The organism is Marinobacter sp. AN1, assembly GCF_026013985.1.
GTDB classification, from domain to species: Bacteria; Pseudomonadota; Gammaproteobacteria; order Pseudomonadales; family Oleiphilaceae; genus Marinobacter; species Marinobacter segnicrescens.
The window spans coordinates 3,645,090-3,658,114 of the sequence record NZ_CP110342.1 but is presented as its reverse complement, the minus strand read 5'-3'; the positions used below and the strand labels follow the sequence as shown (position 1 = coordinate 3,658,114).

Here is a 13,025-nt window from a genome sequence, read left to right as displayed (position 1 = left end):
CATGAGCAACAAGCGCAAACAGAAACTGCCGGTGGAGCTGGAATTCCACGAGGAGCTGGAGCGCCTGCGCCAGCAGGACCAGCACCCGGTGCCGCCGGGTTGGCGGATGTCACCGGTGGCGGTGGAAACCTTCATCCAGGGTAATGAAGCCCTTGGCGTAGCCCGCAAGTTCGTGTGCCCGCCGGGGGTCATCAAGCGCATTGTGGTAGCCCTGTGCACCAACCGGGGCGCGCTGCTGGTGGGGGAGCCCGGCACGGCCAAGTCCTGGTTGTCGGAGCTGATTACGGCCGCTGTCAGTGGCGATTCCTCGCTGATTATCCAGGGCGGTGCGGTGAGCAACATCAATCAGTTGCTGTACACCTGGAATGAGGCCATCGTCCGTGACCGCGGCCCCTGCGTGGAGGCGCTGGTGCCGAGCCCGATGCTGCGGGGCATGCAGCAGGGCCGGTTCGTACGGTTTGAGGAGATCGCCCGCTGCCCGCAGCCCCTGCAGGATTCAGTGCTTGCGCTGCTGTCCGACCGGGTCATTACGATTCCCGAGCTGGAGGGTGAGGGAGGGGTCATCTACGCCAACGAAGGTTTTAATGTCATCGCAACCTCCAACAGTGTCGACGAAGGTGTGAACCGGATGAGCGCTGCCCTCAAGCGGCGTATGAACTTTGAGACCATCCAGCCCATTAACCGCATCGAGGACGAGCTGGACGTGGTGGTTCGGGAAACGGACAAACTCAACCGCAAGGGCGGCGTAGACGTGCGCCTGCCGCCGGAGATCACCGAAATGCTGGTAACGGTCTTCCACGAGCTTCGTACCGGGCAGTCCCTCAGTGGCCGTAGCACCGACAGGCTCGCCGGCGCGGCAATGTCTACGGCGGAAGCGGTCAACGTAGCCCACGCCGTCTGTGTCAATGCCTTCTACTACAGCGACGGCGTAGTTACCCCTGAGAGCCTGATGCACTTCATCCTTGGTTCCGCTCTCAAGGATCACCCGGAAGACCGGCGCCGGCTGCAGCACTATTTTGATACCGAGATAGCCGAACGCCCTGGAAGTCACTGGCGGGCGCTCTATGCCCATCGAGACCTGATCTGATTGTGGTGGGTCGGCACCGGGAGGGAACCCGGGGCGCCGGATCCGGTCAGAGCCGCCTCATTGCGAACAAATCCGACCAGAGGCGCGTATGTCCATTCTGTCCCAGACGGTATCCCTTGGCCCCCTCGGCTTTACCCTTTCCCAGCTGTTGATGGTGTTCGCCCTGATGGTGGCACTGGTGGTGGGCGCGCTGCTGGGCCGGCGCCACCGGGTGGTTGTGAGTGATGCCCTGTTCACCCTGATCCTGGTGGGTTTTGTGGCTGCCCGGGTGGTGTTCGTTCTGCGGTACCGCGAAAGCTACGATAGCCTGCTCGCCATGATCGATATCCGGGACGGTGGCTTTGATATCACCGCGGGTGTGATTGCTGCATTGCTGTGGCTGTGCTGGCGTAGCTGGCGGAGCCAGACCCTGCGAAGGCCGCTGGCGGCTGCGGTGCTGTCCGCTGTCGTGGCCTGGGGTGGCCTGAGTGGGCTGATCCTGCTGATGGATAACCAGGCCAGGCCGGTGCCCGGGCTGGAGCTGGCCTCCATGGAAGCCGGACAGGTCAATCTGCGGGCGTTCCAGGAGGATGCGGGGCGTCCAATGGTGGTGAATCTCTGGGCCACCTGGTGCCCACCCTGTCGCCGGGAAATGCCGGTGCTGGCCGAGGCCCAGACAGAGCGGGATGATATCGACTTTGTCTTCGTGAATGTGGGCGAAGAGCCGGAAACCATCAATGACTTCCTCGGATCGGAAACCCTCGAACTGCAGAACATCCTGCTCGACCGTAACAACCGTCTGGGCTCAATGACCGGCGCCCATGTCCTGCCAACCACCCTGTTCTACAACGCTGACGGTATGCTGGTGGACAGCCACACCGGTGAGTTGTCCCGGGCAACCCTGCGCCAGGGGCTGGAGAAGCTGGGCTCCCGGTAATGGCTCAGGTGGGGGCCGGGGTCAGGGCTGCGATTCCGGGGCCCTTGCTGTCATCAGCGGCATCGGCGCGGCGGGTTTTGCCTCCCGGCCCTTACGCATCTTCCGGAACCAGCGCAGCGCCGGTTTTTCGATGCCGTAATGGATTATCGCTGCCAGGCTGAAGGCCATCAGCAGGGCCAGTCCGACACCGGCCCATCCCGGTAACGCCAGCCCGTAACTCCAGCCGATCACACCATAGCCGACATTCTGGTGCACCAGGTAGACTGCGTAGGACAGGCTGCCCAGCCACAGCAATGGGCGGACGGCCAGCCGGTCCAGGTAGCCATTCACCGCAAGGGCAAATACCCCGTGGCAGCCCAGCACAAAGTAGCTGAACGGTGCCTTGTAGGCCACCAGGCAATGGCCGATGCTCAGGGCCAGTAACAGCCCGTCTGCCAGTGACAGGTGATGATAACGATGCCAGCGGTAGAGCAACATTCCGGTCACGAACAGCGGAGCATACCGGACGAACAGCAGGTCCTTGACCAGGAATTCCATGGCAGCTGGAATCTCCTTCCACCACAGGACTCCGATGTAGCTCACTGCGACCCAGGCCCACAGCAGTGGCCGGATCCGGGACCACTGTCGCAGGGTGTAAAACATCAGGCCGATCCAGACGTAGAAGGTCGCCTCGATGACCAGGCTCCAGTAGGCGCCATCCACATGGGGAAAGCCCAGGTACTCGTGCAGCAGCGTGGTATTGAGCAAGGCACTTCCCAACCCTACCGCCCGATCGTCGGGGCCTAGGGCGGCGACGAACAGCCAGGTAATGACAATGCCGGCCCAGAGGCCGGGTAACAGCCGCATGGAGCGGGCCATGGCGAACCAGCCCGCGGAGCGGGTGCGCTCAAGGGTCATGAAAATGACGAAACCGCTGAGGATAAAGAACAGGTGCACGCCGTAGCGGCCGAACTCCAGCCATGCCCAGGGTGTAAAGCTGTGGCCGTAGAGCTCATGGTAGTAGGGCAGGTAATGGAAGAGCACGACGGCGAGGGCAGCGATGCCGCGCAGTGCGTCCAGGGCCTGTAACCGTTGCTGAGAGTCACCCATGATCGTTATCCTCCCTTTGATTGAAGCAGTATATCGGAGGCTTGGCGGGCGCCGAACGGCCTGGCTATACGATCCGGTTGCCTGCGGCTTACGCTGGCGTAAGGTCCGTAACGGCTGAACAACCACCATGAACCGGGGATGCGCGGATGGTTCCAGATCTTGGAATAATGGAAGGGTTCTATGGGCCCATGTGGCAATGGGCGGACCGGCGGGAACTGATGGCGCTGTTGCAGCCCCATGGCTATAACTTCTACTGGTACGCCCCCAAGGCCGATCGCTATCTGCGCCGGGCCTGGCAGGAGCCTCACCCGCCGGAAGCCGCTGAGGCAATCGACGGGTTTGCCCGCTGGTGTGATAACAAGGGGATCGCCTTCGGTGTCGGGCTTAGCCCCTGGGAGGTTTTCAATCAGTTCGACGGGGTGGCAAGGCGTGCCCTGTCGGACAAACTGTCGTTCCTGGAGTCCGTGGGCGTCAGTCGCCTCGCCATCCTGTTCGACGACATGAAGGCGGATACGCCGGACCTGGCCTTGCGGCAGGGGGAAATTATCGACTGGATCAGCCAGCGCACCGGCTTCCGGCAACTGGCCGTATGCCCTTCCTACTATTCCGATGACTCGGTACTGGACCGGGTGTTCGGCCAGCGTCCGTCTGGTTACCTGGAAGATCTGGGCCGGGCCCTTGATCCAGACGTGGATATCTTCTGGACCGGGGAGGAAGTCTGTTCCCGGGAAATCTCCCCGGGCCACCTGCGCCGGGTGGCCGGCCAGTTGGGGCGCAAGCCGACGCTTTGGGACAACTATCCGGTGAACGACGGCGATCGCATGTCCCGCCACCTTCACCTCAGGGGCTTTACCGGCCGTCCGGCCGCCAATGCCGGCCTGGTCAGCGGCCACGCCATCAACCCGGCCCTGCAGCCGCAGCTGACCGCCATTCCGGCCCTCACCCTTGCTCTGAGCTATCAGCGGGGCGAGGACTATTGTTACGGAGAAGCCTTCCGGGAAGCCGCCCGGACCGTGGTGGGAGAGGCCATGGCGCAGCAACTACTGGCGGATTTACTGGTTCTCCAGGACACCGGATTGCACCGGATTGGCCCCGAACGGCTGACATTCCTGAACGAGGCTTACAGGAGCTATGACCAGCCCGCCGCCCGGGAAATTCTGCGGTGGTTGGCAGGTGAGTACCAGGTAACTGACGAGATGGTTCAGACCCAGTAACCTGCGTGCCGCCACCCCCCGTCAGCTGCAGTCGGGGGTAGGGCGGTTGCGGAATTGTTCCATCATCTGTTGTCGCTCACGGTTCTCGTCCCGGTACCTGGGTGGTAATGGCCACAGTTGGTACCAGTAGTCCCCTTGCACGACGGCAGGCTGGCCTTCTCCTTCCCCCATGAACGGCGTCAGCACCCGAACCTCGAGCCCCGGGGCCCGCTGCTCCAGGATGGCTACCAGCCCCTGACGTTGCTCACTGTGGAAGGTGCCGGTGATCATCAGCACCTGGTGGTCCGGAAAATCCTGCCGAGCCTTCAGGATCTGTGCGGCCATGGTGCTGTCCCGCAATAACTGGGCAAGGTAGGTGTTTTCCAGCCTTTCACGGTTTTCGGCGGAGTGATCGCCATGGCCGCCACCGAGGGTTTCGAAGAAGCGTTCGCGGTAACCGGGAACCTGTGGGAACGGCTCAGATGGCAGTGCCTGGCGGCGGTCCTCGGGCAGAGACTCCACGTAGGCGGCGCCCTCGCGGCCTGTGCACCGGACCAACTCCGACGGAGCGTTGGCCGCAATCACCGGTATCCTGTGCTGACGGGCGTACTCCATCAGCGGCCGGTAAGACCCCCGATAGTTGTCCCAGGCGCTGGCATCCTCGATCAGTTCATCTTCGCCGAGTTTATCTCCCAGGTAACGGTCGATAGCCGCCTGTACGTCGGTGTTGAACGCTTCCATGGCCAGCACCTGCCCTGGGCGGCGTTGATGGAGGCTGGCCTGTAAACGGGCCTGCAGCAGGTGGGCGCCCTGGTGGCCATGGAACTCGCCAATGACGACCACGTCGGCGGTGGCCAGGTCGTCGACAAGGCGACTCAGGGGGACAGGTTGTTGCTGGTGGTCCCTGACGGTGGTGTCGTAGAAGGTGACTGGCGCGCCAGGGTCCTCGGCGGGTGGCATTGCGGTACAACCCTGCAGGAGCAGGCCGAGGAAGGCGGTGGTTATCAGGCCGGTAATCTTCATGGTCGCATCGTGCTCCCGTACAGGTGGTCTTCGCCTTTGTCTCGAGGCAGCAGGCGCTAACTGCGTTATTCTATAGGGCATTGTTCACCAGGCAGAGATTCTATGCTTCCCTTTCGTATTGTCGATCGCGTCAAGTTCCTTGTTGAACGCCAGCTGGTCAAGGGCGCTGGCTTCCAGTTGCTGGTGGTGGCTGCTTTTATCGCCATTATCTCGTTCATCGGGGGTATCCTGGTGGTGCCCCTGGACGGCGACTTCGACCACATCGGCAATGCCATCTGGTGGGCCTTCCTGCGACTTACCGACCCTGGCTACCTGGGCGACGACGTTGGCGCCTGGCAGCGGATTGTTTCCACCCTGCTGACCATCAGCGGCTACGTGGTGTTCATGGGCACCCTGGTGGCTATCCTGACCCGCTGGTTGATTGCCCGCATGGACGAGCTGGAGCGGGGCCTGACACCGGTTACCCTGAAAAACCATATTGTTGTCCTGGGATGGAGCAGCCAGACCCTGCCGCTTCTGTCTGAACTGCTCGGCTCAACCGGTCGCATGCGGAGGTTCCTGGAGAAACACGAGGCGTCGCGGCTCAACCTCGTCGTGCTGGCCGAAGAGGCCAGCGCTGAACAGGTACATGAATTACGAATGGAACCGGGTATCGGGTCAAGGGCGCGGCAGGTCATCCTCCGCTCGGGCCTTGCCATCCAGCCGGACGCCCTGCACCGGGTGGCCTGCCTGGATGCGGCGGCGGTGATTGTGCCCAGCTCGGTCCATGAGGCGGGCAGCCTGGTCACCTCCGATGTGGAGACGGTCAAGGCGTTGTTATCCATTGCCGCCCAGGCCCGGCACTTCCAGTCGCCATTACCCTTTGTGGTGGCAGAGCTGCAGGACGTCCGCAAGCTGCCGGTGATCGAGCGCGCCTATCCGGGGGCAGTGGAGGTGGTAGCCGGTGATGTCACCATCAGCCGGTTGATGGTCCAGAATATCCTCCACCCGGGCCTGTCCGAGGTGTACAACGAGCTACTGGCGGGTGAGGGCGGCAATGAGCTCTATGTTCGCAGCGGCGAACCCGTTGCCGGTATGACCCTTGGCGAACTCTCAGCCCAGCGGCCGGAGGCCATTGTGCTGGGTTTGTTACAGCCGGCCGGCCAAGGCTGGCAGGTACGCCTGGTGGCTCCATCCGACACCCGGATCGAAGCCGTGGACCGGGTCGTGCTGATGGCCCGGTCCTATGACGCTACCGAAGCCGATAGCCACAAGGCAGCGCTGCCTGAGATCCGTCGCAATCCGGCCAGGATGCCCCCGGTGCCGGCAAAGAGTCGCCACAGGGTCCTGGTGCTGGGATGGAACCGCCGTGTACCCAGCCTGGTGGCCGAGATGGCCAGTTATGGACACAGTGACTTTGAAGTGGATGTCGTGTCAGTTGTGCCGGCCAGCGAACGGGAACGGGCGATCAGCCGGTATCCCGGTGTGAATGGCGGCGTCGGTTGCCGTCACCTGGAGGCGGATTACATGGTTGAGGAGGAGCTGCGCCAGGTGGCGCCGGCGGACTATGACGCCATCCTGCTGGTGAGCAGCGACCGGCTGGCGTCTGGGGAAGAGGCGGACGCCCGTGCCATGGTGGGGTACCTGCAGCTCGAAGACCTCCTGTCGGAGGGAAGTCGCCGACCACAGCTGATCATGGAGCTGAGCGACCCGGATAACCGTCAGCTACTTTACGGCCATCAGAGCGAGATGATGATCAGCTCCATGATACTCAGCCATGTATTGGCACAGGTTGCCCTGCGCCGGGAGCTGCGAGTGGTACTGGATGAACTGTTCACCGTTGGTGGCCCGGAGATCCAGTTCCGCGACCCGTCCGATTACCCCCTGCCGGCCAGTGCTGATTTCCTGCTGCTGGAGAAAACCCTGGCGGCGGAAGGGGAGGTGGCCCTGGGTATCTACCGCAAACAGGCCGATGAAAGAGGTCATCGCCTGCAGCTCAACCCGCCCCGGCGGGATTATCTGGAGCTGACGCCGGGAGACCGCCTGGTAGTGCTGGCCGTCAGCGTTGATACACCGGACCCCGGTATCTTGTAAATCAGCGTGTTATGAAAGCACTCCTGCATTCATAAGAAAAATGCCGGAAATAGATAATATAAATTTCAATTATGCTTCGTTAGTGACTAAAGTAGGCCCACTCTTCGGTGATCTGCTCAAATTTTGAGCGGGATGCTGGTTCACTGCAAGACCATCAACCCTCAACTGCAAGGACTGAGACCATGCCTTACGCAAAAGACGTTGACCAGATTGCTTCTATCCTGAAGCAGAATCCGACCTGGAACGCTATCAACCCGAAGCATGCCGCTCGCATGCGCGCCCAGAACAAGTTCAAGACCGGTCTGGATATCGCCAAGTACACCGCCAAGATCATGCGCGAAGACATGGCGAACTACGACAAGGACACTTCTCAGTACACCCAGTCCCTGGGTTGCTGGCATGGCTTCATTGGCCAGCAGAAGATGCTGTCCATCAAGAAGCATTTCGGTAGCACCAAGCGCCGTTACCTGTACCTGTCCGGCTGGATGGTTGCTGCCCTGCGTTCCGAGTTTGGTCCGCTGCCTGACCAGTCCATGCACGAGAAGACTGCCGTATCCGGCCTGATCGAAGAACTGTACACCTTCCTGCGCCAGGCGGATGCCTGGGAACTGAACCACCTGTTCCGCGCCCTGGAAGAAGCCGAAAACGCTGGCGACAACGCCAAGGCTGAAGAGCTGATCAAGCAGATCGACAACCACGAAACCCACGTTGTGCCGATCATTGCCGACATCGATGCCGGTTTCGGTAACGCAGAAGCCACCTACCTGCTGGCCAAGAAGATGATCGAAGCCGGTGCCTGCTGCATCCAGATCGAGAACCAGGTATCTGACGAGAAGCAGTGTGGCCACCAGGACGGTAAGGTAACTGTTCCGCACGCTGACTTCCTGTCCAAGATCAACGCCGTTCGTCTGGCGTTCCTGGAGCTGGGTGTTGATGACGGTGTGATCGTTGCCCGTACCGACTCCCTGGGTGCTGGCCTGACCCAGAAGCTGGCTGTTACCGACGAGCCGGGCGACCTGGGCGACCAGTACAACAGCTTCCTGGACGGCGACTACATCGAGGATGCGTCTGAAATCAACAACGGCGACGTTGTGATCAAGTCCAACGGCAAGCTGATGAAGCCGAAACGCCTGGCTTCCGGCCTGTTCCAGTTCCGTCCGGGCACTGGCGAAGACCGTGTTGTCCTCGACTGTATCACCAGCCTGCAGAACGGCGCTGACCTGCTGTGGATCGAGACCGAGAAGCCCCACGTTGGCCAGATCGCCAGCATGGTTAACCGCATCCGTGAAGTTGTGCCCGATGCCAAGCTGGTCTACAACAACAGCCCGTCCTTCAACTGGACCCTGAACTTCCGTCAGCAGGTATTCGACGCGTGGAAGGAAGAAGGCAAGGACGTATCTGCCTACGACCGCGCCAACCTGATGAGCGAAGAGTACGACAGCACCGAGCTGGCTCAGCTGGCCGACGAGTGGTGTCAGAACTTCCAGCGCGACGCATCTCGCGAAGCGGGCATCTTCCACCACCTGATTACCCTGCCGACTTACCACACTGCGGCCCTGTCTACCGACAACCTGGCCAAGGGCTACTTCGGTGACGAAGGCATGCTGGCCTACGTTGCTGGCGTACAGCGTAAGGAAATCCGTCAGGGTATCGCGACTGTGAAGCACCAGGACATGGCCGGTTCCAATATCGGCGATGACCACAAGGAGTTCTTCGCAGGTGAAGCGGCTCTGAAGGCCGGTGGTAAAGACAACACCATGAACCAGTTCTGATCGAACCGTTCGTTGTCTGGTCCGGGCTCCCGCGGGAGCCTGGCACCACCTGACAAAAAGGCCGGCAGGAGATGATCCTGCCGGCCTTTTTGCGTATTGTGACTCGTCCTGAATAAGGTTTACACCTTTCCACTGAAGATTATGGAGGGTGTTGTGAATACGACGAGGCGGAGGAGTCAGCGAGATTATTCCCTGGCCTTTAAATTGGCGGTGGTAGACCAGGTTGAAAAGGGCGAGATGACTTACAAGCAAGCTCAGGAACGATACGGTATCCAGGGTCGCTCGACGGTGCTAACGTGGTTACGTAAGCATGGCCAGCAGGACTGGAGCCCGGCGGCCTTGCTCTTCGTTCGTAAGGGGGCTGCGATGGCCAAACCGGATCTTCCACTCACACCCGAGCAGCGCATCAAAGAGTTGGAGCAGCAGCTCGATGAAGCCAACCAGAAAGCCCAGTTCTTTGAATCTGTTGTGGATGTTCTGCAAAAAGACTATGGCTGTCGCGTCGTAAAAAAGCGGTCCGGCAAGTCCTCGCGCAAAAGCAGATCCAGGGCCTGAGCGTCACTCGGGCTTGCCGATATCTAGGTTTCTCCCGTCAGGCGTATTACCAGCACTTCAAAGCTGATGCGGTTCGTAAGGCCCATGAGCGGCTGGTGTTGGACTTTGTGCGGGGAGAGCGCCTGCTCCAGCCTCGCCTGGGCACCCGTAAGCTGCATTCACTACTGAAACCGAATGCCGATTTATGCATGGGCCGGGATCGACTATTTGATCTCCTGAGGGCACATCGACAACTGGTTCCCCGCAAACGTGCTTATCATAGGACCACCCACAGCCATCACTACCTTCGCTGCCACCCCAACCTGCTGAAAGCAGGCCCGGGACAGGTCGTACCAAATGCCCCTGAGCAGCTCTGGGTGGCAGATATTACCTATTTGCCGACCCATCAGGGCTCGGCCTATCTGAGCCTGATTACGGATGCCTTCTCCCGGAAAATCGTGGGCCACCATGTCCATGAAACCCTCCATACGGAGGGAGTGATACAAGCCATGCATAAGGCGTTGAAGGGAAGGCAATTCTCTGGAGAGCTGGTTCATCACTCGGATCGGGGAAGCCAGTATTGCTCCGCACCATACCAACAGCTTCATGCCAAACACGGTATTCGTTGTTCAATGACAGATGGCTACGACTGTTATCAAAATGCGTTGGCTGAGCGGGTGAATGGGATACTGAAAACGGAGTTCTTGCTAGCGCGCCCCAAGGACTTGGCTGAGGCTCAAAAGATGGTTGAGCAGTCCGTGCAAATCTATAACACAAGGCGGCCACACCTGGCTCTGAAATACAAAACGCCCGATGCAGTGCACCGGGCGTTCCGATAGAAACAGGTGTAAACCTATTTCAGGACTAGACATTGACGTTTGGGTTACTGTGCGGAGGCCCGCTCGAATTGCTCGATTCGCTCCCGGGTCAGGGGGTGGGATGACAGCGCGCCGCCAATACGCTCGCCCCAGCCATTACTGTCCGTGTCCGCGCTTCCTTTCTCTTTTCTCTGTTGGTGAGAGGCCTCCAGGCGGAGCATCAGGTTGCTGAAATGGCTGGGTTCCAGGCCCTCAGCCAGCATCAGCTCCAGGGCGTAGGCGTCTGCTTCACGCTCCATACCCCTTGAGTAGGACAGGTTCATCAGTAGCGCCGGGGCAACCACGACCATGTCCGACGCGGCGGAGAGGTCGCCGGTCATCATCACGATCATCCAGCCAACCAGAGACGATTGCACCACGCCCCGAAGGCCGTGGTTGGCCACGACATGCCCCATCTCATGGGCCAGCACCGCTGAAAGCTCGTCCGGGTGTTTCGCCAGTTGCACCATGTCGTCGGTAAAGATGATGGTGCCGTCGGGCAGGGCAAAGGCGTTGGCGCCGATACCTTCACCGCTGCGGAACATCACCTGAAAGCTGTGTTCCGGTTCGCTGGCCAGCAGCGGGGTGAAATGGGCCTGGAGTGACCGCTGGCGCTCGGCTGGAAGCCCGGACGGAGACAGCATGAAATCGTCCATCTGCTGCAGCGTTTCCTGAGACATCTGGCTTGCCAGTTCATCTGGCAGGGCCCGGGCGACCAGCGACGACAGCGCAGGAATGCCGTGGGTAAACGTCAGTACCGTGACCAGAGTGGTGGCAAGTGCGGCAGCCAGGATCAGTCCAAGGTGGTTTTCCAGCCGGTGGACCAGCCTTGCACCCAGGCCCTGATGAATCCGCCGGGAGAGAATGTCCACCTGGTCGTTCTCGGTGGTTTCGAACACTCCGTCGTCCGGCAGGTAAAGATAGCGGGGGGTATTGCCCACCCGGGGGCTCAGGGTGACCTCCCGGGATGTGAGCTCACGGCGGTGTTCCGCGGGACCAGTATCTAGCTGCAGCCGACCCTCCGCCAGCGAAAGGCGGGCAGGGCGGCTGCGCGAGTCGGTGCCGGTGTAGAACCGGCCATGTATGGTGAGACCGGGCTCAGATCGCGGCGAAGCCAACGTCGAATGCCTCCCCGAGTTCTTCACCTAGGGCGCTGGTACGGCGGCTCTCGGCGGCCACGAAGTGGTCCAGGTCCCCCTGGATTGCCATGCTGGTGCGATCGGCCCGATACCTGGCCAGGCGCACCTTGGCCCAGGGCAGGTAAAGGCCCAGGGTGATAACGGTGAGGAAACTGTTGCTGACCAAGATCCAGGCCAGGCGGACGGGCTCCAGCTCGGAGGTGAGCTGGTGGTCAGACAGCTCGGCGTGGTTGATCATCAGGTTCGCCAGCCCGGCCTTGAAGTAGCCGAACAGTCCCAGGTAACCCACAGCACCGATGATCGGTCCAATAACCGGGTTTATCATGGACAGGACGATGGCTGCCACAATCACACCGATGGCAATCAACAGCCCGATTCCGAAGAAACGATAGTAGGTGCCGGTGGCTCCATGCCACTGGAAGGGTGTTGTACCGTAGCGACTGCCCTCTACCAGAAACTGATGTCCCTTGCGGGCGATCAGCGGCGTCAGCAGGAACAGGCAGAGCGCGTTGAGTACAGGCCAGATCAGCGTGAGCATCAGCGCGTCCAGGTAACGACCCTCAAAGTCGAAGCGTACGTTGCGATAGGCCGTGTTGATGGCATGGAAACGCAGCGAGCGCACGATAATCCAGGGTGTGCCAATCACCAGCAACACCATGAGCAAAAGGCCGATAACCGGGAAGAAGGCAAAGGCCGCGGAATACAGGATCAGTGCCGCCAGGGCGATCAGCCGGCCCTTGAGGATGGTGGTGGGCCTGGCGAGGAACTGGAAGCTGGCGCCGTCCAGTTCGGTGTTGCCATAGAAATACTGCAGGTTGCGTACCTTGGCCCAGGCAGAGTAGATGCCAAGGGTAACGATGGTCAGCAGGATGTTGACGATCCAGATACCGAAGTATTCCTTGCCATTGCCATTGAACCGAAAGCCGGCGATACGTGGTTCGTCATCTTCGCGGCCGGATCCGGCGGAACCTGTCGGTTTGACGGGGGGTACGGGAGGTGTCGGCGGAGCAGCGGGGGCCGGGGCTCTCATGGCGACCCGGGTCGCTACGATGCCGGCCCGCTGCATGCGGTTGAGATAATTGTCTGCGGCACCCGCATCAAGGCCGGACTTCATGACGACTGGCTGGCCGGAGAAAAGGTGTTCCAGCCTGGCATCTGAAAGGCTGAACAGTGCCCGGATGTTATCTCGGGCCTGGTCCGGCGAAACGCCCTCCGCGACACGTCCTTCGAATACGATCTTGAACTGCTGCTCTGACATGGCATTCCCTTGCTGAGAGTTGTTGGGTGCTGGGAGGGTAAACCCTTATGATGAACGATATATTAACTGACTGTCATAATGCGG

The 13,025-nt window shown here is 60.6% G+C and carries 10 protein-coding genes; 6 read left to right on the top strand and 4 right to left on the bottom strand.

Going from position 1 to position 13,025, the window contains the following annotated elements:
* Window position 1 precedes the first annotated feature (1 nt).
* Together LJ360_RS16905 and LJ360_RS16900 are read left to right on the top strand one after the other, a co-directional pair.
* Window positions 2-1,087 carry an ATP-binding protein gene (locus LJ360_RS16905; protein WP_264994488.1) on the top strand — a complete coding sequence of 362 codons (1,086 nt, stop codon included), beginning with the start codon at window positions 2-4 and terminating at the stop codon, window positions 1,085-1,087.
* 88 nt (window positions 1,088-1,175) lie between these two features.
* Entirely contained in the window at window positions 1,176-2,003 is an 828-nt protein-coding gene (locus tag LJ360_RS16900) for a TlpA disulfide reductase family protein (RefSeq protein WP_264994487.1), read from the top strand.
* Between the two features lie 21 nt (window positions 2,004-2,024).
* On the opposite strand, the gene LJ360_RS16895 is transcribed toward LJ360_RS16900, so the two are convergent.
* Entirely contained in the window at window positions 2,025-3,092 is a 1,068-nt protein-coding gene (locus tag LJ360_RS16895) for an acyltransferase family protein (RefSeq protein ID WP_264994486.1), read from the bottom strand.
* Between the two features lie 146 nt (window positions 3,093-3,238).
* Between LJ360_RS16895 and LJ360_RS16890 the strand changes: the two genes are divergently transcribed.
* Window positions 3,239-4,306 carry a beta-N-acetylglucosaminidase domain-containing protein gene (locus tag LJ360_RS16890; RefSeq protein WP_091852787.1) on the top strand — a complete coding sequence of 356 codons (1,068 nt, stop codon included), beginning with the start codon at window positions 3,239-3,241 and terminating at the stop codon, window positions 4,304-4,306.
* 21 nt (window positions 4,307-4,327) lie between these two features.
* Here the strand turns inward: LJ360_RS16890 and LJ360_RS16885 are convergent, their stop codons facing one another.
* Complete coding sequence (locus LJ360_RS16885; RefSeq protein WP_091852784.1) at window positions 4,328-5,308, bottom strand: ChaN family lipoprotein; 981 nt, start codon at window positions 5,306-5,308, stop codon at window positions 4,328-4,330.
* A gap of 102 nt (window positions 5,309-5,410) precedes the next feature.
* Between LJ360_RS16885 and LJ360_RS16880 the strand changes: the two genes are divergently transcribed.
* The 3 genes from LJ360_RS16880 (at window position 5,411) to LJ360_RS16870 (ending at window position 10,526) form a co-directional block, all read left to right on the top strand.
* A complete protein-coding gene (locus tag LJ360_RS16880; protein WP_091852781.1) occupies window positions 5,411-7,381 on the top strand; it encodes a CASTOR/POLLUX-related putative ion channel in 1,971 nt (656 codons plus the stop codon).
* A 182-nt stretch (window positions 7,382-7,563) separates the two neighbouring features.
* Entirely contained in the window at window positions 7,564-9,153 is a 1,590-nt protein-coding gene (locus tag LJ360_RS16875) for an isocitrate lyase (RefSeq protein ID WP_091852778.1), read from the top strand.
* A gap of 141 nt (window positions 9,154-9,294) precedes the next feature.
* Window positions 9,295-10,526 (top strand): IS3 family transposase gene (locus LJ360_RS16870; RefSeq protein ID WP_413774376.1). Its coding sequence is split into 2 segments (ribosomal slippage): window positions 9,295-9,649 and window positions 9,649-10,526, totalling 1,233 coding nucleotides; the frame shifts between segments, so codons are not numbered across the junction.
* Between the two features lie 44 nt (window positions 10,527-10,570).
* Here LJ360_RS16870 and LJ360_RS16865 read toward each other — a convergent pair.
* The gene (locus LJ360_RS16865; protein ID WP_091852775.1) at window positions 10,571-11,662 is read right to left on the bottom strand and encodes a M48 family metallopeptidase; all 1,092 of its coding nucleotides are present in this window, start codon (window positions 11,660-11,662) and stop codon (window positions 10,571-10,573) included.
* Window positions 11,643-12,941, bottom strand: coding sequence for a YjgN family protein (locus tag LJ360_RS16860; RefSeq protein WP_091852772.1), 1,299 nt, complete (start codon window positions 12,939-12,941; stop codon window positions 11,643-11,645). Before LJ360_RS16860 ends, LJ360_RS16865 begins: the two co-directional genes overlap by 20 nt.
* Window positions 12,942-13,025 lie beyond the last annotated feature (84 nt).

Bases quoted from the DNA above. Each gene is read 5' to 3' on its own strand.
- LJ360_RS16875 (WP_091852778.1), top strand. From the start codon at position 7,564: ATGCCTTACGCAAAAGACGTTGACCAGATTGCTTCTATCCTGAAGCAG.
- LJ360_RS16860 (WP_091852772.1), bottom strand. From the start codon at position 12,941: ATGTCAGAGCAGCAGTTCAAGATCGTATTCGAAGGACGTGTCGCGGAG.
- LJ360_RS16895 (WP_264994486.1), bottom strand. From the start codon at position 3,092: ATGGGTGACTCTCAGCAACGGTTACAGGCCCTGGACGCACTGCGCGGC.
- LJ360_RS16905 (WP_264994488.1), top strand. From the start codon at position 2: ATGAGCAACAAGCGCAAACAGAAACTGCCGGTGGAGCTGGAATTCCAC.
- LJ360_RS16890 (WP_091852787.1), top strand. From the start codon at position 3,239: ATGGTTCCAGATCTTGGAATAATGGAAGGGTTCTATGGGCCCATGTGG.
- LJ360_RS16885 (WP_091852784.1), bottom strand. From the start codon at position 5,308: ATGAAGATTACCGGCCTGATAACCACCGCCTTCCTCGGCCTGCTCCTG.
- LJ360_RS16880 (WP_091852781.1), top strand. From the start codon at position 5,411: ATGCTTCCCTTTCGTATTGTCGATCGCGTCAAGTTCCTTGTTGAACGC.
- LJ360_RS16900 (WP_264994487.1), top strand. From the start codon at position 1,176: ATGTCCATTCTGTCCCAGACGGTATCCCTTGGCCCCCTCGGCTTTACC.